Origin of the sequence: Bradyrhizobium sp. LB14.3, assembly GCF_040547985.1 — a bacterium.
Taxonomy (GTDB): domain Bacteria; phylum Pseudomonadota; class Alphaproteobacteria; order Rhizobiales; family Xanthobacteraceae; genus Bradyrhizobium.
This window is the reverse complement of record NZ_JBEPQT010000015.1, coordinates 1-18,489: the sequence shown is the minus strand read 5'-3', so window position 1 is coordinate 18,489 and position 18,489 is coordinate 1. Positions and strand designations below refer to the sequence as shown.

17 protein-coding genes are annotated in these 18,489 nt (G+C 64.8%); 6 read left to right on the top strand and 11 right to left on the bottom strand.

The window, feature by feature from the left end; genetic code table 11:
• Positions 1-62: 62 nt before the first annotated feature.
• Positions 63-797, bottom strand: coding sequence for a TerC family protein (locus ABIB00_RS24525; RefSeq protein WP_354106140.1), 735 nt, complete (start codon positions 795-797; stop codon positions 63-65).
• A complete protein-coding gene (pcsA, locus tag ABIB00_RS24520) occupies positions 794-1,561 on the bottom strand; it encodes a phosphatidylcholine synthase (RefSeq protein WP_456663119.1) in 768 nt (255 codons plus the stop codon). Before pcsA ends, ABIB00_RS24525 begins: the two co-directional genes overlap by 4 nt.
• Positions 1,562-1,648: 87 nt before the next feature.
• Between pcsA and ABIB00_RS24515 the strand changes: the two genes are divergently transcribed.
• On the top strand, positions 1,649-2,833 hold the full coding sequence (locus ABIB00_RS24515; RefSeq protein ID WP_354106139.1) for a UbiH/UbiF family hydroxylase: 1,185 nt from the start codon (positions 1,649-1,651) through the stop codon (positions 2,831-2,833).
• Positions 2,834-2,836: 3 nt separating this feature from the next.
• Here the strand turns inward: ABIB00_RS24515 and ABIB00_RS24510 are convergent, their stop codons facing one another.
• Positions 2,837-3,790, bottom strand: coding sequence for an AEC family transporter (locus ABIB00_RS24510; protein ID WP_247346931.1), 954 nt, complete (start codon positions 3,788-3,790; stop codon positions 2,837-2,839).
• A gap of 106 nt (positions 3,791-3,896) precedes the next feature.
• Between ABIB00_RS24510 and hspQ the strand changes: the two genes are divergently transcribed.
• Entirely contained in the window at positions 3,897-4,229 is a 333-nt protein-coding gene (gene hspQ, locus ABIB00_RS24505; protein ID WP_247346858.1) for a heat shock protein HspQ, read from the top strand.
• A 103-nt stretch (positions 4,230-4,332) separates the two neighbouring features.
• On the opposite strand, the gene ABIB00_RS24500 is transcribed toward hspQ, so the two are convergent.
• Positions 4,333-5,151, bottom strand: coding sequence for an invasion associated locus B family protein (locus ABIB00_RS24500; RefSeq protein WP_354106138.1), 819 nt, complete (start codon positions 5,149-5,151; stop codon positions 4,333-4,335).
• A 268-nt stretch (positions 5,152-5,419) separates the two neighbouring features.
• On the opposite strand from ABIB00_RS24500, the gene ABIB00_RS24495 reads away from it, so the two are divergent.
• The 3 genes from ABIB00_RS24495 to ABIB00_RS24485 all read left to right on the top strand — a co-directional run bounded on the left by ABIB00_RS24495 (position 5,420) and on the right by ABIB00_RS24485 (position 10,098).
• Positions 5,420-7,282, top strand: coding sequence for an extracellular solute-binding protein (locus ABIB00_RS24495; RefSeq protein WP_354106137.1), 1,863 nt, complete (start codon positions 5,420-5,422; stop codon positions 7,280-7,282).
• A 4-nt stretch (positions 7,283-7,286) separates the two neighbouring features.
• Positions 7,287-8,789: an AMP-binding protein gene (locus tag ABIB00_RS24490; RefSeq protein ID WP_354106136.1), complete on the top strand. Its 1,503-nt coding sequence runs from the start codon at positions 7,287-7,289 to the stop codon at positions 8,787-8,789.
• Positions 8,790-8,874: 85 nt separating this feature from the next.
• Positions 8,875-10,098, top strand: coding sequence for a GGDEF domain-containing protein (locus ABIB00_RS24485; protein WP_354106135.1), 1,224 nt, complete (start codon positions 8,875-8,877; stop codon positions 10,096-10,098).
• A gap of 67 nt (positions 10,099-10,165) precedes the next feature.
• On the opposite strand, the gene ABIB00_RS24480 is transcribed toward ABIB00_RS24485, so the two are convergent.
• The 5 genes from ABIB00_RS24480 to ABIB00_RS24460 all read right to left on the bottom strand — a co-directional run bounded on the left by ABIB00_RS24480 (position 10,166) and on the right by ABIB00_RS24460 (position 15,088).
• Positions 10,166-10,402, bottom strand: coding sequence for a hypothetical protein (locus ABIB00_RS24480; RefSeq protein WP_247346852.1), 237 nt, complete (start codon positions 10,400-10,402; stop codon positions 10,166-10,168).
• Between the two features lie 76 nt (positions 10,403-10,478).
• On the bottom strand, positions 10,479-10,607 hold the full coding sequence (locus ABIB00_RS24475) for a hypothetical protein (RefSeq protein ID WP_256467602.1): 129 nt from the start codon (positions 10,605-10,607) through the stop codon (positions 10,479-10,481).
• A gap of 216 nt (positions 10,608-10,823) precedes the next feature.
• Positions 10,824-11,033: a cold-shock protein gene (locus ABIB00_RS24470; protein ID WP_247346851.1), complete on the bottom strand. Its 210-nt coding sequence runs from the start codon at positions 11,031-11,033 to the stop codon at positions 10,824-10,826.
• 249 nt (positions 11,034-11,282) lie between these two features.
• Positions 11,283-14,801, bottom strand: coding sequence for a transcription-repair coupling factor (mfd, locus tag ABIB00_RS24465; protein WP_247444386.1), 3,519 nt, complete (start codon positions 14,799-14,801; stop codon positions 11,283-11,285).
• Entirely contained in the window at positions 14,798-15,088 is a 291-nt protein-coding gene (locus ABIB00_RS24460; RefSeq protein ID WP_354106134.1) for an FAD assembly factor SdhE, read from the bottom strand. Before ABIB00_RS24460 ends, mfd begins: the two co-directional genes overlap by 4 nt.
• Positions 15,089-15,272: 184 nt before the next feature.
• On the opposite strand from ABIB00_RS24460, the gene recG reads away from it, so the two are divergent.
• A complete protein-coding gene (gene recG, locus ABIB00_RS24455; RefSeq protein WP_354106133.1) occupies positions 15,273-17,381 on the top strand; it encodes an ATP-dependent DNA helicase RecG in 2,109 nt (702 codons plus the stop codon).
• Here recG and panE read toward each other — a convergent pair.
• Positions 17,378-18,307, bottom strand: a complete 930-nt coding sequence (gene panE, locus ABIB00_RS24450) for a 2-dehydropantoate 2-reductase (RefSeq protein ID WP_354106132.1) — start codon at positions 18,305-18,307, stop codon at positions 17,378-17,380. The genes recG and panE overlap by 4 nt on opposite strands.
• A partial coding sequence (locus tag ABIB00_RS24445) for a hypothetical protein (RefSeq protein ID WP_354106131.1) occupies positions 18,304-18,489 on the bottom strand: 186 nt, incomplete at its 5' end. The genes ABIB00_RS24445 and panE, both read right to left, overlap by 4 nt.

Genomic DNA, 18,489 nt, shown 5'->3' with positions numbered 1-18,489 from the left:
CTTCTCGCAGGCCAGCGAAAGGCATCGCGCCCGCCTTGTCAACTCGACACCGGCTGGAATGGCTAGACCGACGGCTTGCCGGTTTTCCTGCGGTTGCGCTTCGCCAGCACGTTGAAGAATTCGACCGCCGCCGAGAACGCGATTGCGAAATAGATGTAGCCGCGCGGGATGTGGAACTGGAATCCGTCCGCCACCAGCGCGACACCGATCAGCACCAGGAACGCCAGCGCCAGCATTTTCGTGGTCGGATGCTCCGCGACGAATCGCGACACCGGCCCGGATGAAATGTACATGATCAGGCAGGCGATCACGACGGCCGCGATCATGATTTCGATGTCCTGCGCCATGCCGATCGCCGTGATGATCGAGTCCAGCGAGAACACGATGTCGATGATCACGATCTGGACGATGACCCAGAAGAAAGCGTTACGAGGGGAGTTCTCGTCGCCCTCGCCGTCATCGGCTTCGACCTCACCATGAATCTCGTGCGTTGCCTTCGCGATCAGGAACAAGCCGCCGCCGATCAGGATGAGGTCGCGCCAGGAGAAGCCGTAACCCGAAAACGAAAACACCGGCGCGGTCAGGCCGATCAGCCAGACCAGCAGGCTGAGCAGGATAATGCGAAAGATCAGTGCCAGCGCGAGCCCGATCTGGCGGGCGCGGTGCGCCTGCTTCTCGGGGATTCGCGAGACGATTACCGACAGGAAGATGACGTTGTCGATGCCGAGCACGATCTCGAGTGACGTCAAGGTGAGGAGCGCGGCCCAGGCTTCGGGGCTTGTCAACAGGTGCATCATGCCAAGGATCTTGTCAGCCGTATCAATGCGTCGCTGAAGCTGATCCAGAGCGCGATCGCGCAGAGCGCGACAGTCACGCCGGTGCCGACGCGAAAGTCCATCTGCAGCGTGTAGAGGGAGAGCAGAGCCCAGATTGCGATCAGCGACATCGTCAGCCAGCGCAGCCGCACGACACGCACCGGATGCAGCACGTGGAACGGCACGAAGGTCAGCACCACCAGGCTTGCTACCAGCAGCGTCGACAGCAGCGGCGGCCAGTGCAGCAGGAACAGATAAAACGCCGCCGCATTCCACAGCGCCGGAAAACCGCGAAAATGATTGTCGTCGGCCTTCATGCGCAGATCGGCGAAATAGAGTGCGCTGGTGACGATGATGGCGACACCTAGCAAGGGTGCAGCGACCGGCAGCAGCAAGCCGCTGGCCACGATCGCATAGGCCGGCACGAACACGTAGGTGACGAAATCGACCACGAGATCGAGCACGTCGCCCGACCAGTTCGGCTGCACGTCCTTGACGTTGAGCCGGCGTGCGATCGGCCCGTCGATCGCGTCGATGATGAGGGCGACGCCCAGCCATTGAAACATCGCCGCCCAGTGCTCGCGCACGGCCTCGAGCATTGCCAGCAGCGCGATCGCCGCACCGAACGCGGTGAAGATGTGCACCGAGAAGGCGGCGGCGCGGATCGCGGGCCTGGGCTTCAGGGAATCCTCTTGGCTGTCCATGGCTTCTGCTATCAGAATGACACCGGTTTGCACATAAGCCATTGCGGCGCCCGGTCGCACAATTCGTCATAAAATCAGGGAAATATGAGTGGGCTTGAATTTGCCGTGGGGCATGTCAAATGTCATTCCATGACAGATGCATCGACACTCTTTGACGCGGCCGTGATCGGCGGCGGACCGGCGGGACTTAGCGCGGCCATCGCACTGGCGCAGGCGGGCGCACGGACCGCGCTGGTGGCGCGGCGCGTGCCCTATGCCGACAACCGCACCACCGCCCTGCTCGGTGCTTCCGTCGGTCTCCTGGAAACGCTCGATGTCTGGTGGCGCTGCAAGGACAAGGCGGCATCTCTCGAAATCATGCGGCTCGTCGACGACACGGGCCGGCTGTTCCGCGCGCCGGAGGTCCGGTTCTCCTGTCACGAAATCGGCCTCGATGCCTTCGGCTACAACATCGACAACCACTCGCTGATGCTGGCGCTGGAAGCGCGCGCGGCCGAGTTGCCCGGTCTCGTCCGTTTCGATGACGAGGCCGAAACCGTTGTCATCGAAGCCGACGACGTCGCGATCCGCACCGCCGCCGCGCAATTCCTCTCTGCCCGTCTCGTGGCGGGCGCCGACGGCCGCCATTCGCTCTGCCGCGAAGCCTCCGGCACTACGGTGACGCGGCGCGAGCTGACCCAGACGGCGCTGACCTTCAACGTCGGCCACGCGCGCCCGCATCGCAACGTCTCGACCGAGTTCCACACGCCGCAAGGCCCTTGCGTGTTCGTGCCCCTGCCCGGCGACCGCTCCAGCGTTGTCTGGGTCTCGGCGCCTGCGGACGCCGAACGGCTTCGCGGCCTGGGCGACGCGGAGCTGTCCGCCGCGATCGAGAAGCAATCGCATTCCATTTTAGGCCGCATGACGGTGGAGCCCGGGCGCAACCTCTTCCCGCTGGCAATCGAACGCCCCAAATCCTTCGGCCGCGACCGCATCGCGCTGGTCGGTGAAGCCGCCCATGTGGTTCCCCCGATCGGCGCCCAGGGTCTCAATCTCGGCCTGCGAGATGCCGCCGACATTGCCAGGCTCGCAGGCGACGCCATCGCATCGAGTCAGGATCCCGGCGCAGCCGACGTGCTCAAACGCTACGACCGGGCCCGGCGTCCGGACATTCTGAGTCGGACCTTTGCGATCGACATCGCCAACCGCTCCCTGCTCAACGATTTCCTCCCGCTCCAGCCGGTCCGTGCGGTCGGCATGCACCTGCTCGGCGCGTTCGGCCCGCTCCGGCGTTTTGCGATGCGCGAGGGCCTGACGCCGACGTGGCGGCGCTAAGGTTTAAGGAAACGCCAGCCGGCCGGTCTGGATCGCCCACATCACGCTGGTCAGCGTGACCACGGACGCAAACGTTCCGAGCAGCACCGCCACGGAGGCAGATTCGATCCAGGCGTCGTTCTGCCGGGCGATGACGAACACGTTCAGTGCCGGCGGCAGCGACGCCATCAGCACGGCGGTCGCGGCCCAGGGCTGCGCGAACGGACCGAACGCCAACATCAGGCCGAAAGCTGCGAGCGGATGGATCAGGAGCTTGACCGCGATCACGCCCGGCACTTCCCAGGGTACGCGGTCGAAAGGGCGGAGCGCCACCGTCACGCCGAGCACGAACAGCGCGGTCGGGGCGGCTGCGTTCTGGAGGAAGGTGATGGTGCGGTCGAGCGCGACCGGCATCTCGATATGGAGCGATGCGAAGGCCGCGCCGAAGCAGGCCGACATGATCAGCGGGTTGAGCACGATCTGCTTCAACACGACGCCGAAGGCGTGCACGATCGAGGGATGATCGCGGTCGGAGAGCTCGATCAGCAACGGCACGATCGTGAACAGGAAGATGCTGTCGCAGCAGAAAATCAGCGCGGTCGGCGCTGACGCCTTGGTTCCGAGCACGGCGAGCGCGAGCCCCGGCCCCATGTAGCCGATATTGCCGTAGCCGCCGGAGAGACCGGCGAGCGTCGCCTCGCGCAGCGTCAGGCGGCCGAGAAATTTGCCGACGACCAGCGCCAGGGTGAATGCCGCAACCGTCGACAGCGTGGTCGCGATCAGGAACGGCGGGTTGTTCAATTCCGAGAACGGCGTCTTCGACATGATCGCAAACAGCAGCGCCGGCAGCGACACATAGAGCAGGAAGAAGTTCATCCAGGCGAGGCCCGATTCCGGCAGGGATTTGACCTTGCCGCAGGCGAATCCAACGAAGATCAAGCCGAAATAAGGTAGAGCGAGATTGAGGATATCGACCATTGATGAAGTGTTTTCTGAGGACATGGGGGCTATCTGCCCCGTAAGCGCGGGTTAATTCCAGATCAGGGCACTAGCATCGGCCACAATCCTGGTCTATCGACGGGGAATGATTAAAGCGCGGACCGCCAAATTCCAGATCGGACAGGTCGTGCGCCACCGGATCTTCTCGTTCCGGGGCGTGATCTTCGACATCGATCCGGAATTCAACAACACCGAGGAGTGGTGGCTGTCGATTCCCGAGGAGGTGCGGCCCCACAAGGACCAGCCGTTCTATCACTTGCTCGCCGAAAACGCGGAATCGGAATACGTCGCCTACGTCTCCGAACAGAACCTGGTGCCGGACGATTCCGGCGAGCCGGTCCGGCATTCCCAGGTCACCGAGATCTTCATCAAGGACAAGGCCGGCGGCTATCGTCCGCGGAACCCGTCGCTGAACTGATCTTCGCTCGGACACATCTTCGCTCAGACAAATAAAATAATATGGGTCAGAAAAAAAGGCGCTCGAACCGAGCGCCTTTTTCATGTCCGGGATTGGGTCCCGATTACTTCTGAGCGGTCGGAGGTGCGCCGGGCGCGCCACCCTGCTGCTCGAGCTTCTTGCGCTGCTCGTCAGCCTTCTTCTGAAGCTCTTCCTGAAGCTTCTTCTGAGTTTCCTCGAACACCTTCGGATCGGTCGGCGGACCGTCATAGGCCTTCTGGAATTCGCCGGCGAGCGGCAGCGGCAGGGTCAGCGGCGCGCCGTTGGCATTGATCGCCTGAACAACGAGGTTCTGGCCCTTCTTCATGTTGTTGATGAACTCGGGCGTGGCCTCGTAATCGGACATGCAGCCGTTCTGGAAGCAGATCACATACGGGCTCTGCAACGGCGGATTGTTGTCCACGATGATGCGAGTGCCGTGCACCAGCTGCATGCCGAGCGGCAGCGTCACGCGCAGGATCTTCTTCGGCTCGCCTTCCGGCTCGATGATGACGGCCGCGATGACCGGCTGGCCCGACTCGATACGGCCGTCCTTGCCGGTGAAGCAAACTTGCTTGGCATTGGCGTCCTGGCCCTTGAGGCAGAACTTGGTCCAGGGGGCGTAGATCAGCTGGATCTGCTGATCCGCCGGCTGGGCCGCGCCCTGCTGCGCCGGAGCGCCCTGAGCGGGCGGCTGCTGGGCAGGTGCCTGAGCGGCCGGCGCCGGGGCCTTTGGGGCAGCCTTCGGAGCGGCTTTCGGGGCTGCCTTGGGCGCGGGTGCGCCCGGAGCCGGGGCCTGAGCCTCGGCGGCAAACGGGACGGCCAACGCCGTCGCCGTCGCCGTCAACAAGGCGAGAAGTCGCCCGCGCGGCCGGACGGACGCGGCCAAGTAACGGAAATTCATTGCGGAAAACCCTTTCTGAACGGGAAGTGCCCGACCGCTTCGACGCACCGAACATGGCCGCCTTGGGCGCGGCTCTGTCCCCGTCAAATGAGGCGGACACGTGACGGGCTCGGCGCTCTTGCGCGATTGCGTGCCTTCTTAACGTGGCCGACGAAAAGATCAATGCCGACAAGCGTCTTTGACCGCGCCCTGACGTGCGTCCCCGGGAAATTCCCTGTGATAGGATTCAGGCCCCGCCGGTCCTCGAATCAACGTGTGCAGATGTTCAATGTTCCAGCGCCTTATGGAGGGCCGTCCTGAAGGTCTGTGCGTCCGCCTCTGCGTCCTGGCTTTCGCCTTGGGGCTCCCGTTCGCCTTGGGGTTCTCGGCAAGCGGCGCAGGGGCCGAGGAAGCCCACGCCATCGCCATGCACGGCAAGCCGGCGATGCCTGCCGATTTCACCCACATGCCCTACGTCAATCCTGATGCCCCCAAGGGTGGCCGGCTGACCTGGGGCGTTCTCGGCACCTTCGACAGCCTCAATCCCTTCATCGTCAAGGGACTGGCCGTGCAGCAGATGCGGAACTACGTGTTCGAGAGCCTGCTCGCGCGCGGCAATGACGAGCCGTTCACGCTCTACGGCCTGCTCGCCAGATCGGTCGAGACCGACGACGAGCGGAGCTTTGTCACGTTCCACATCGACCCCCGGGCCCGCTTCTCCGACGGCAAGCCGCTGCGCGCCGAGGACGTGCTGTTCTCCTGGCAGCTGCTGCGCGACCACGGCCGCCCCAACCACCGGCAATATTACAGCAAGGTAGCAAGTGCCGAGGCCCCAGATCCCCTCACGGTCCGCTTCGACCTCGCGGGGGCCAATGACCGCGAACTGCCGCTGATCCTCGGCCTGATGCCGATCCTGCCGAAGCATGCGGTCGATGTCGCGGCATTCGAGGAGACGACGATGACGGGCCCGGTCGGCTCCGGCCCCTATCGCGTCACCGCCGTGAAGCCCGGCGCCAGCGTGACGCTCACCCGCAATCCCGATTATTGGGGCCGCGACCTCGCCATCAATCGCGGGCTCTATAATTTCGACGAGATCAGGCTCGACTATTTTCGCGAGGCCAACGGCCAGTTCGAAGCGTTCAAACGCGGCCTCTATGATTTCCGCATTGAGCACGAGCCGCTGCGCTGGCACGACGGCTACGATTTTCCCGCGGCGAAAACCGGCGAAGTGATCCGCGACACCATCAAGCCGGGCGTGCCGCAACCTTCCGAATTTCTGGTGTTCAACACGAGGCGGCCGATCTTCGCCGACATCCGGGTACGCCAGGCGCTGACGCTGCTGTTCGATTTCGAGTTGGTCAACCGCAACTACTTCTTCAACCTTTACTCGCGCGTCGCCGGCTATTTTGCCGGCTCGGACCTCTCGGCGTATGGCAAGCCTGCGGATGCGCGCGAGCGCGAACTGCTCAAGCCGTTCGCCACGCAGATCCCGCCAGACATCCTGGACGGCAGCTATCGCCTGCCGGTGACCGACGGCTCCGGGCGCGACCGGACGACGCTGCGCGCGGCCCTGAAGCTGTTGTCGGAGGCCGGCTACGATCTCGACGGCACGCTGCTTCGCAATCGCGCGACCAAGGCGCCCTTCACCTTCGAGATTTTGGTCACGACCCGCGACCAGGAGCGCATCGCGCTTGCCTTCCAACGGGACCTCAAGCGCGCCGGCATCGAGCCGAGCGTGCGCTCGGTCGATCCCGTCCAGTTCGACCAGCGCCGGCTCTCTTACGAATTCGACATGATCCAGAATCGCTGGGACCAGTCGTTGTCGCCCGGCAACGAGCAATATTTCTACTGGGGGAGCGCTGCCGCCGACAATCCGGGCACCCGCAACTACATGGGTGCCAGGGATCCCGCGGTCGATGCCATGATCGCGGCGCTGCTGGAGGCCCGTGAACATACGGATTTCGCATCGGCGGTGCGGGCGCTCGATCGCGCTTTGATCTCCGGTTTCTATACAATCCCCCTGTTTAACGTATCCGAGCAATGGATCGCGCGCTGGAATCGGATAGAACGGCCAAAGGCCACATCGCTGTCCGGCTACCTGCCGGAGACGTGGTGGTCGAAGGGGCAGCCGCAAGCTGATCAAGCAAAGTGACGCCGTGAACCAGCCAGCCGTATCGCCGACGCTCGACACGCTGTTTCAGCGCACGCTGACGCGGCAGCCGCATGCGCTCGCTCTGCTCGACCCCCTGAACAAGTTCCGGGTGACCGGGCACCAGCCGCGGCGTATGAGCTATGCCGAGGCTGACACGGCCATCGAGGCGCTGTCGGCCTATTTCGTCGAATCGGGCCTGCCGGCCAATTCCGTCATCGCGATCCAGTTGCCGAATACGGTCGAGTTCGTGCTCACGGTGCTGGCCGCCCATCGCGCCGGCTTGGTCGTCGCCGTGCTGCCGCTGCTCTGGCGCCATGCCGAACTGACCGCCGCCCTGAACCGCACCGCGGCGCGCGCCATCGTCACCATGAGCACGGTCGACGGCGTCAGCTATGCCGATCTCGCAATGCATGCGGCCGCTGAAGCCTTCTCGATCCGCCATGTCTGCGGTTTCGGCACCGACCTGCCCGAAGGCATGGCTTCGCTCGACGATGTACTGGCCCGCCCGCCCGGCATCGCGCGCACCGTGATCCAGGATGGCCGCAAGGCGGCGATGATCTCCTTCGACGTTACCGCGGAAGGCTTTCGTCCGGTGCCGCGCCCGCATTTCAGCCTGATCGCCGCCGGGCTCGCGATGTCGCTAGAAGCCGACATCAAGCAGGGCGCGACCGTGATGGCGGCATTCACGCCGATGTCGTTTGCCGGCCTCGCCTCCTCGCTTGCGGTGTGGCTGCTGTGCGGCGGCGCGCTGGCGCTGCATCATCCGTTCGAGCATGACGTGCTGGAGCAGCAGATCAACGAGCACGAATGCGACGTGCTGATCGCGCCGGCGCAGTTTGCCCAGCGGCTCGGCGATTCCGATATGCCGGCGCGGATGCCCACCTTGCGCAATGTCATCGGCCTGTGGCGCGCCCCCGAGCAGGTGGCGGCGAGCGAGGCCTGGATCGCGGCGCATGCGCCGTTCACGGACGTCTATCTGTTCGGCGAGGCCGGATTGTTCGGCGCTCGGCGTGGCGAGGACGGCATGCCGGTGCCGGTGATGCCGGGACCGCACGGTGCGCCGCGCGAGCAGTCGGGCTCGTCGATCGCCGGCGAGATTTTGCTGACGCCGAAAGGCACGCTCGGCCTGCGCGGCCCGATGGTGCCGATCGCGGCGTACGCCCCGCCGCCGCCGGTCGGCGACACCCTGATCGCGCAGCCCCCACGCGACTATGTCGACACCGGCTATGCCGCGCGGCTCGACCGCCCCAGCGGGGCGATCTGCATCACCGCGCCGCCCTCCGGCATCATGGCCGTCGGCGGCTACCGCTTCCTCTCCAACGACCTCCAGGAATGGGCGCGCCGGCTCGGCCAGGGCGCCCTCCTCACCGCGCTGCCCGACCGGCTCTCCGGTCACCGGCTGGCGGGCCGGGCCCAGGACAATGCCCGCGCCCGCGAAGCGCTCAACGAACTCGGGCTTAACCCCCTGATGGTCGAAGCTTTTCGCGACCGTTCCGGGCCGGTCTAGGCGCAGTTTCGACTAATCCATTGACGCTGCATTAAGGCGGGCGGACTAGATTGCGCAGCATCGATTGCATGATCAGAGTTGCTCGATGTCCCAGGCCGGCCCGATCCTGTTTGTGTCCAACGTCGAGCGGCCGGCTTTCATTGCGACGCTGGACGAGGCGCGATTCTTCCCCGTGGTCGACGCCGGCTGGGCCGGCGCGGCGCGCGCGGTCGAAGAACTGCAGCCGGCCGTGGTTCTCGCCGCGATGCATGCCGGGCACGAGCCGCATCTGGCGCCGCTCGCCAGGAAGATCGCGGAGCAATCGCCTTACCTTCCCTTCGTGGCACTGGATGCGGCGGGCGCGCTCCCGCACAATGCCCTGCCCTTCTCCTCGCGCGGCGGCCATTCCGATCGCCTGATCGCGCGGCTTCGCGCCGCGCTACGCATTCGCACACTTCATGCCACGGTGTTGCGCCGGCTGCCGGAAGTGAAAGTCGCGCTGCCGGAGGCCGACCCCGCACGTGATGCCACGGTGCTCCTGATCGGCCGCGGCGCGGCTTACCCTGCGCTCTCTGTCGCGCTCGGCGAGCGCGTCGGGGTCGTCGGCGCGCTCTCGATCGAGGCCGCGGCCAAACATCTCAACACCCGCGACCTCGACGGCGTCGTGCTGGCCGAGGGTTTTACGGCCCGCGTGACGGATGCCTTCCTCACGGTGCTCGCCGAGGATACCCGGTTCCGCAGCCTGCCCGTGATCTTGACTGCGCACCAGCTGACGCAGACTTACGATCTGCCCAATCTCGAGCTGATCCCGGGCGACCCGGCGAAAGTCGCCGCCAACGCGCTGCCCTTGATCCGCCAGCACGCGATGGAAGCGCAACTGAGCCGCACGCTGCGCTCGATCGATGCCGGCGGCTGGCTCGACCCGCGCAGCGGCCTGCTCACGGTGGAAGCTTTTGCCCGCGATTTCGCCAAAGCGGTCGAGCAGACGCTGGCCCGCGGCGGCGGCCTCTCGGTCGCGCGCTTCGCCTTCGACCCCGGCAATTCCCGCGCCCAGCTCGATGCCGCCCGCATTCTCAGCCGCCTGATGAGGCAGATGGATTTTGGCGCGGCACAGAAGGACGGTTCGGTCATCGTCGCGTTCGCGGAAACCGACTTCCGCACCGCCCACATGATCGCCCGCCGCCTCTCCGCGGTGATGCGGCACACGTCGAACGGCAAGCACGAGATGCGCAGCGATCCCGTGGTCTCGGTGGACTCGCTGTCGCCGTCGGATACGGCAAGGTCGCTGCTCGGGCGGCTGTCCGCCGAGGCGTCCCGCGCGGCGTCGTAGAGCACGAGCAGCCTCGGTTCGCTGATCTCATGCCCTTTTTGAACGTTCGCCGTAGAGCTCGGGCTGTTCAGGCCATCATGAGCTTGATCTGACCGTCTTCAAAGCTTCCCATCGCGAGAGCGTCGCGAGCCATCTTGTCGATGGCTGGCCAATTCGCGAGAAGATATCTCTGTGCCTGCAATTTCGTCGGGAAGGTGGTTTGCAAAATGCAGCTCTGTCGAGCGTTCCCATTCGCGATCTGAAAGGACACGGCTTGGGGGCCTTCAATGGTCTCTTGTTCGGTGGGTTCGGGAAGCTTGCGCATACTGCTCCTGCGTAGAATTTTTCGAATGAATTCGCTTGGTATCTGCGGGTTCAGCGAACCGGCGGAATGACCACATCTAGTCGACGCAGGCGGTCCCAGTGGCGATCGTCTTGGCCTTCGCCAGGCGCTTCGGCCTATGCTCGAGGCGGGGCTGCGTGTTGCGGACGGCCTCGGTCAGCATCTGGCGGAGCTCAGCCTTCGTCATGGGAGCTTGCCGCGCGCTCGACTTCTGCCAGTTTGCCATGCCCCTTATATGGGGATGCTCGCGCTAAACGCCACTATTCGCTCCGGAGGATGATCGGGCCCCTCTGCATACGGGGTCATAAAAAACCCGCGGCCGGTGAACCGGTCGCGGGTCGTAAGAACCAGAGGCTCTGCCAGTACATCCGTGGTCAAAGCGACATAGCACTAATCGCGCAGCTTACACAGCGCGCAGATCCTCAGCAGCAGACTTGCCGGTCCGGCGGTCTGCAACGACTTCAAAAGAAACCTTCTGCCCCTCGTTGAGGGTGTTCATGCCGGCGCGTTCAACGGCGCTGATGTGAACGAAGACATCCTGGCTGCCCTCGTCCGGCTGAATAAATCCGAAGCCCTTTTGGCTGTTAAACCACTTCACAGTTCCCGTCGTCATGGGGGTCGTCCTTTAAGATAGATAAGCGTTTGGCCGCGCTCAGAAGCGCGGTCTGTGTCGTCGAGATCTGGAGGGAGAGTCGTCAGTCAGGCGCGCTTTTCAGCGGCGAGGCCAAGTCGTTCGGCCGAAACTCGATAAAATGAACGTAACTACGGTTCGGTCATTCCGCAAGTGGGCACACGTCGCTATTTTTGATCAGGGTGCGGAGCATCGTTTCGCGCTACGCCGCCTCCGGAAACGCCACAGGCCCTACGCCGCCTTCTTGCTGTGCGCGAGCTGCGCCAGCTGCCGCATGATCTCCGTGGTGCCGGCGAGACGCTCCTCCGGCGTTTCCCAATCCTGCAGGAACACCACCTTCATGTCGGGCCGCACCTTCGCGGCCTGGCCGTGGCTGCGGATGAACGTCACCAGGCGATCGGGATGCGCAAAGGAATTGTCGCGGAAGGCGATGACGGCGCCCTTCGGGCCGGCATCGATCTTCCCGACATTGGCCTGGCGGCAGAATGCCTTGATCGCGGCGACCTTGAACAGATAGCGCACCTCGTCCGGCAGCACGCCGAAACGATCGCGCATCTCGGCGCCAAAGTTCTCGATCTCCTCCTCGCTGTCGAGATCGGCGAGGCGCCGGTAGAGCGACAACCGCACCGAGAGATCGCCGACATAGTCCTCCGGAATCAGCACGGGCATGCCGATGGTGATCGAGGGCGACCAGCGGTCGGCCGCGGGCTCGGAGACGCCGGCCTTGAGGTTGACGATCGCCTCCTCGAGCATCGACTGGTAGAGTTCGAACCCGACTTCCTTGATGTGGCCGGACTGCTGCTCGCCCAGGATATTGCCGGCGCCGCGGATATCGAGGTCGTGCGAGGCGAGCTGGAAGCCCGCGCCTAGCGTCTCCAGCGATTGCAGCACGGTGAGGCGACGCTCGGCCTGCGCGGTGATCTTCTGCTGCGCCGGCAGCGTGAACAGCGCATACGCCCGCAGCTTGGAGCGTCCGACCCGGCCGCGGAGCTGATAGAGTTGGGCCAGGCCGAACATGTCGGCGCGATGCACGATCAGCGTGTTGGCATTGGGGATGTCGAGGCCGGATTCCACGATCGTGGTCGACAGCAGGATGTCGAACTTGCCGTCGTAGAACGCGGTCATGATGTCCTCGATCACGGCGGGCGGCATCTGCCCGTGCGCGACCGCGACCTTCATCTCCGGCACGTTCTTGTCGAGGAAATCCTTGACCTCGGCGAGGTCGTCGATGCGCGGCGCCACGTAGAACGCCTGGCCGCCGCGATAGCGTTCGCGCAGCAACGCCTCGCGGATCATCAAGGGATCGTGCGGGGCGACGAAGGTGCGGACCGCAAGGCGGTCGACCGGGGGCGAAGCGATGATCGAGAGCTCGCGCACGCCAGTCAGCGCCAATTGGAGCGTACGCGGGATTGGTGTCGCCGACAGCGTCAGCACGTGCACCTCGGCGCGGAGCTGCTTCAGCCGTTCCTTGTGGGTGACGCCGAAGTGTTGCTCTTCGTCGACAATAAGCAGGCCGAGGTCGCGGAACTTGATCGATTTGCTGAGCAGCGCATGGGTGCCGACGACGATGTCGACCGAGCCGTCGGTGAGACCGTTCTTGACCAGGTTGAGCTGCTTGGTCGGTACCAGCCGCGAGGCCTGCGCGACCTGCACCGGAAACCCCTTGAAACGCTCGGTGAACGTCTTGTGGTGCTGGCGAGCGAGCAGCGTGGTCGGCACCACGACCGCGACCTGCTTGCCTTCGAGCGCGACGGCAAAGGCGGCACGGAGCGCGACTTCCGTCTTGCCGAAGCCGACGTCGCCGCAGATCAGCCGGTCCATGGGACGGCCGAGTTCGAGGTCTTTTAGGGTGGATTCGATCGCGCCAAGCTGGTCCTCGGTCTCGTCATAGGGGAAGCGCGCGCAGAACTCGTCATAGAGGCCGGGTTGCACCGGCAGCTTTGGCGCTTCGTGCAGATGCCGCTCCGCGGCGATCTTGATCAGCTCGCCTGCGATCTCGCGGATGCGGTTCTTCAGCTTGGCCTTGCGCGTCTGCCAGCCCGAGCCGCCGAGGCGGTCGAGTTCGACCGTGGTCTGGTCGGAGCCATAGCGCGACAGCAGCTCGATGTTCTCGACCGGCAGGAACAGCTTTGTCTCGGCGGCATAATGCAGCTCGAGGCAGTCATGCGGCGCCCCGGCGACGTCGAGCGTCTGCAGGCCGATGAAGCGGCCGATACCGTGATCGACGTGGACGACGATGTCGCCGGCGGCAAGGCTCGTCACCTCCGAGATGAAATTGTCGAGCTTGCGGCTCGCCTTGCGCGGCCGCACCAGACGGTCGCCAAGGATGTCCTGCTCGCTGATGAGCGCGATCTCGTCGGTCTCGAAACCGCTTTCGAGGCCGAGCACAGCGAGCATGGTCTCGTTGCGCGGGGTCGCCTGCACCGTGCGCCAACTGTTGACGCTGGTGGTGTGGGTCAGCTTGTGGTCGCGCAGCATCGAAATCATGCGGTCGCGCGAGCCTTCGCTCCACAGCGCGATCACGACCTTCTTGCGCTGGGCGTGCAGCGCCATCACGTGACTGACGACGGATTCGAACACATTGACGGTGGTGTCGTTGCGTTCGGGCGCGAAGTCTCGGCCCTTACGCGCACCGGCATCGACGACACTCGTACCATCAGCCGGAACCGAAAACTGCGTCAGCCGCACCAGCGGCATGTCGCCTTCGCGCCTGGTCCATTCCTCGTCGGTCAAATAGAGCCTGTCAGGCGGCAGCGGCTTGTAGATGGCGCCGCCGCCCGGATGCTCCATCGCATCGCGGCGGGCCTGGTAATAGTCGAGGATCTGCTTGAAGCGCTCGCGGACGGCATCCTCGGCCTGCGGTTCGATCGCGACGGCCGCGCCTTGCAGATAGTCGAACAGCGTGTCCATCCGGTCCTGGAACAGCGGCAGCCAGTGCTCCATGCCGGGATGGCGGCGGCCCTCGCTGACGGCCTCGTACAGCGCATCGTCGCGCTCGGGCGCGCCGAATTCGGCGACATAGCCCATGCGGAAGCGGCGGATGGTGTCGGTGACCAACTGGAATTCGGAGATCGGAACGAGGTCGAGTGCGCGCATGTCCAGCAGCGTGCGCTGGGTCTCGGCGTCGAAGGTGCGGATCGATTCCAGGCTGTCGCCGAAGAAGTCGAAACGCACGGGCTGGTCGAGACCGGCCGGAAACAGGTCCAAAATGCCGCCGCGCACGGCGTATTCGCCGGGCTCGCGCACGGTCGAGGAGCGGTTGTAGCCGTTGTGCTCGAGCCAGGCGATGATGGTGTTCATCGGCACGACGTTGCCGGGCGCGACCGACAGCGCCTGCGCCGCGACGAGATCGCGCGAGGGCACGCGCTGCACGGCGGCATTCACCGTAGTCAGCACAATCAGCGGCTTGTCGCTGCCGGTCAGGGACGCCAGCCGTGCCAGCGTGGTCAGGCGCTGGGCGAGGACGCCACCATGCGGCGAGACGCGGTCATAGGGCTGGCAGTCCCAGGCCGGGAAGGTCAGCACCGGCAGGTCGGGCGCGAAGAATTGGAGCGCGCGTTCGAGCTGCTGCATCCGCGGCCCGTCGCGGCAGATCACCGCGAGACTGACGGCCGGCTTCTTCGGCCGCGCCGCGATGGCGCGCGCGAGATCGGAGACGACGAGACCCTCGGCGCCCTCGGCGACATTGGCAAGCGTCAGCGCGCGGCCGGGCGTGAGCAGCTCGGCCGGAGATTTCATCCCCTGCTTCATACGTCGCTGTCCGCGATCGGGTAGGCCTTGACGCGGGCAAACAGCGCGCCGGTGACATCAGCCGGCAGCACCTTGTCGCCGATAATGGCGGCATAGAGATCGGGATCGTTGACCTCGAGCAGGATCTCGAGCTGCGTCAGTTCGTCATCGGACAGATTGCCGATCTCGGCATCCGCGAAGCGGCCGAGAATAAGGTCCATCTCGCGCGTGCCGCGGTGCCAGCAGCGGAACAGAAGCCGCTTGCGGCGGTCGTCCAGGCCGTTGCTCGATCGTGTCGTGCCCGTCATGTCTTTATTCCAGTCAAACGCCGAAAGCCCGGACGTGCCGGGCGGGGGTGGTATAGCCACTCGGACCGTCCATGTCAGCCCTCGATTTATCATGGCCCGCTGCCCGCGCGGGGATGCGAAAAAAGACGTGGATGCCTTACATAAAGCCGGGCATGACGGGTCGAAACGATCCTAGATTCGCCTGATGCGCCCCAGCCTGCTCAATCCGCTGTTTGCCCCCGTGACCAGCCTGCCCGGCGTCGGTCCGAAGCAGGACAAGCTGCTGCAGTACCTGCTCAGCCGCAACGAGACGCCGCGGCTGGTCGATCTGTTGCTGCATTTGCCGAGCCAGGTCATCGACCGCCGCGCGCGGCCGAAGATTCGCGACGCCGTTCAGGGAACCATGGTGACGCTGGAGGTCACCGTCGACCGCCACCGCCCGCCTCCGCCCCGCAATGCGCGCGCGCCCTACCTCGTCCACGCCAGCGACGACACGGGCGACGTCGTGCTGACCTTCTTCCGAGCCAAGCCAGGCTATGTCGAAAAGCTGCTGCCGGTGGGCGAGAAGCGCTACGTCTCGGGCACGCTGCAGATGTATGACGGCATCCCGCAGATCGTGCATCCCGACCGGGTGCTGGACGAGGAGGCGGTTTCAAAACTCTCGGGCATCGATCCGGTCTATCCGCTGACGGAAGGGCTGGCGCTCGGCTCGCTGCGTCGCGCGGTCGCGCAGGCCCTGCAGAAGCTGCCGGCGCTGCCGGAATGGATCAGCCCCGAGGTGCTGCGCCGCTGCAGCTTCCCGCCGATCGCTGAGGCGCTCACCCGCGTGCATCAGCCGATCGAACTCACCGACATTCTGCCTGACCAGCCGTTCTGGTCGCGCCTCGCCTTCGACGAACTCCTGGCCGGACAACTCGCGCTCGCCCTGATTCGCGCGCAATTGCGCCGCCCGGCCGGCGTGCGCAACGCCGGCGACGGGCACCTCCGCAACAAGATCATCGACGCCCTGCCCTATGCGCTGACAATCTCCCAGCGCGATGCCGCGGCGGCCATCGCCGAGGATCTGCAACAACCGGTGCGCATGCTGCGCCTGCTGCAGGGCGACGTCGGCTCGGGCAAGACCGTGGTCGCGCTGCTGGCCGCCGCCGCCGTCACGGAGGTCGGCAAGCAGGCGGCGCTAATGGCGCCGACCGAAATTTTGGCGCGCCAGCACATCAAGACCATCGCCCCGCTCGCCGAGCGCGCGGGAATGCGGGTCGCGATCCTCACCGGCCGCGAAAAGGGCAAGGAGCGGCGGGAGCTGCTGGCACAACTCGAAGCCGGCGAGATCGACCTGCTGGTCGGCACCCACGCGTTGATCCAGGACGATGTGATCTTCAACGACCTCGCGCTTGCCATCGTCGACGAGCAGCATCGTTTTGGCGTGCGCGAGCGGCTGGCGCTGACGTCAAAGGGCGCAGCCGTCGACGTGCTGGTGCTGAGCGCCACGCCGATCCCGCGCACGCTGGTGCTGACCTATTTCGGCGACATGGACATCAGCGAATTGCGCGAAAAGCCGGCCGGCCGCCAGCCGATCGAAACCCGCACCATATCGATGAGCCGTATCGAGGAGGTCACCGATAGCATCGGCCGCGCGCTTCTATCAGGCAAACTGGTCTACTGGATCTGCCCGCTGGTCGAGGAGTCCGAGGCCGAGGGCACTGAACACCTGACCAATGCGACCAAGCGTTTCGAAAGCCTGCAAAAGCGGTTTGGCGACCGCGTCGGCCTCGTCCACGGCCAGATGAAGGGTACCGAGAAGGACCGCGTGATGGGCCAATTCGCCGCCCACGAGATCGGCCTGCTGGTCGCGACCACCGTCGTCGAGGTCGGCGTCGACGTGCCGGCGGCGACGATCATGGTCATCGAAAACGCCGAACGCTTTGGTCTCGCCCAGCTCCATCAATTGCGCGGCCGTATCGGCCGCGGCTCGGAGGCCTCGACCTGTCTCCTGCTCTACTCCGAGCCGCTCGGCGAGATGTCGAAGGCGCGGCTGAAGGTGATCCGCGAGACCACTGACGGTTTTCGGATCGCCGAGGAGGATTTGAAGCTACGCGGCGAAGGCGACGTGCTTGGCGTGCGCCAGAGCGGCCTGCCTGGCTACCGCATCGCCCGCCCGGAGGTGCACGGCCAGCTCATCACGCAGGCCCGCGACGAGGCGCTCCGTATCCTGAAGGACGATCCCAAGCTCAAGGGCGAGCGCGGCGAGGCGCTGCGATCCCTGCTGTATCTGTACGAACGGGACGAGGCGATTCCGTTGATCGGAGCGGGCTAGCTGGCCGCTCTCTGCCGCCCAACCTCATAGGCCGCCACATGCGCGCGCGCTAAATTCAATAGCGGCGTATCGATACCCAGCGCACGGGCCCGGTTGGCCATATCGCCAAGGATATGTTCCGCCTCCGTCTCGGAGCCGCGCTCGATGTCCCGCAGCATAGACGCCTTGAGCGGAGAGTTCGCCGTTGTGAAGAGATTCCGATCGAACTCGATGAACGGCGCTCGTGGCTCAAAACCTGAGGCCGTCGCCACGGCACAGCATTCCGCGAACAGCCGGAAGATGGACTCCTCGCCCTTTGGCACCGTCAGAATGTCTCCGATGCTTGCACGCATCAGGCAGGTGATACCGGCGAGCGTGCTCAGCTGGACGAATTTCTCCCACATGTCCTGTATGATCGATTCGCTGGCGCGCACGTCGATACCGGGGATCTGGAGCAGTGACTGCAGCGCGAGCGCGCGCTCACTGAACGATCCCTCGATCTCACCAAATACGATGGTCTGATTGGCCATGAACTGAACGACACGACCATCCGAATCGAGCCCGGCACTGACGTTCGCCAGCCCGCCGAGGACCTGCGCGGCGCCGAACCGCGCAGTCAGCGCGTCGATATGTTTCAACCCGTTGAGGATCGGCAAAATCATCGTGCTGGCGCCAACGGCCGGTGCAAACTCGCTCATCGCGTCCTCGAGCGAGTAGGATTTCACGCCGACGAGCACGACGTCGAACGGCTCCCTGAGATCATTCGCCATCATGAGCTTCGGCTGTACGGCAAAGTCGCCGTGCGGGCTCACGATCCTCAATCCATCGCGCCGCAATTGCTCCGCCCGCCCGGACCGCACCAGAAAGGTCACGTCAGCGCCCGCTCGGACCAGGCAAGCTCCGTAATAGCCTCCGAGCGCTCCCGCGCCGATCACCAGCACTCTCATTCGAACTCCCATTGCAGAGTGACCGCTTCCGCAGAAATAATAACAGATGAACCTCGCGACGTCTCCTCCTCGTCATTGCGAGCGCAGCGAAGATTCCATGGGGAGTGGATAGCGACCAAGTCTGAGGCCAGACTGAGGTTGCAATACCACCCAACCTGGAGACGACGATGTTGCTCGATCAT

Coding starts and splice junctions, on each gene's coding strand:
- ABIB00_RS24485 (WP_354106135.1), top strand. CDS start 8,875: ATGTCCCAGGCCGGCCCGATCCTGTTTGTGTCCAACGTCGAGCGGCCG.
- hspQ (WP_247346858.1), top strand. CDS start 3,897: ATGATTAAAGCGCGGACCGCCAAATTCCAGATCGGACAGGTCGTGCGC.
- ABIB00_RS24500 (WP_354106138.1), bottom strand. CDS start 5,151: ATGAATTTCCGTTACTTGGCCGCGTCCGTCCGGCCGCGCGGGCGACTT.
- ABIB00_RS24460 (WP_354106134.1), bottom strand. CDS start 15,088: ATGACGGGCACGACACGATCGAGCAACGGCCTGGACGACCGCCGCAAG.
- ABIB00_RS24510 (WP_247346931.1), bottom strand. CDS start 3,790: ATGGTCGATATCCTCAATCTCGCTCTACCTTATTTCGGCTTGATCTTC.
- ABIB00_RS24480 (WP_247346852.1), bottom strand. CDS start 10,402: ATGCGCAAGCTTCCCGAACCCACCGAACAAGAGACCATTGAAGGCCCC.
- ABIB00_RS24525 (WP_354106140.1), bottom strand. CDS start 797: ATGATGCACCTGTTGACAAGCCCCGAAGCCTGGGCCGCGCTCCTCACC.
- recG (WP_354106133.1), top strand. CDS start 15,273: ATGCGCCCCAGCCTGCTCAATCCGCTGTTTGCCCCCGTGACCAGCCTG.
- ABIB00_RS24495 (WP_354106137.1), top strand. CDS start 5,420: ATGTTCCAGCGCCTTATGGAGGGCCGTCCTGAAGGTCTGTGCGTCCGC.
- ABIB00_RS24475 (WP_256467602.1), bottom strand. CDS start 10,607: ATGACGAAGGCTGAGCTCCGCCAGATGCTGACCGAGGCCGTCCGCAAC.
- mfd (WP_247444386.1), bottom strand. CDS start 14,801: ATGAAGCAGGGGATGAAATCTCCGGCCGAGCTGCTCACGCCCGGCCGC.
- panE (WP_354106132.1), bottom strand. CDS start 18,307: ATGAGAGTGCTGGTGATCGGCGCGGGAGCGCTCGGAGGCTATTACGGA.
- ABIB00_RS24515 (WP_354106139.1), top strand. CDS start 1,649: ATGACAGATGCATCGACACTCTTTGACGCGGCCGTGATCGGCGGCGGA.
- pcsA (WP_456663119.1), bottom strand. CDS start 1,561: ATGGCTTATGTGCAAACCGGTGTCATTCTGATAGCAGAAGCCATGGAC.
- ABIB00_RS24470 (WP_247346851.1), bottom strand. CDS start 11,033: ATGACGACGGGAACTGTGAAGTGGTTTAACAGCCAAAAGGGCTTCGGA.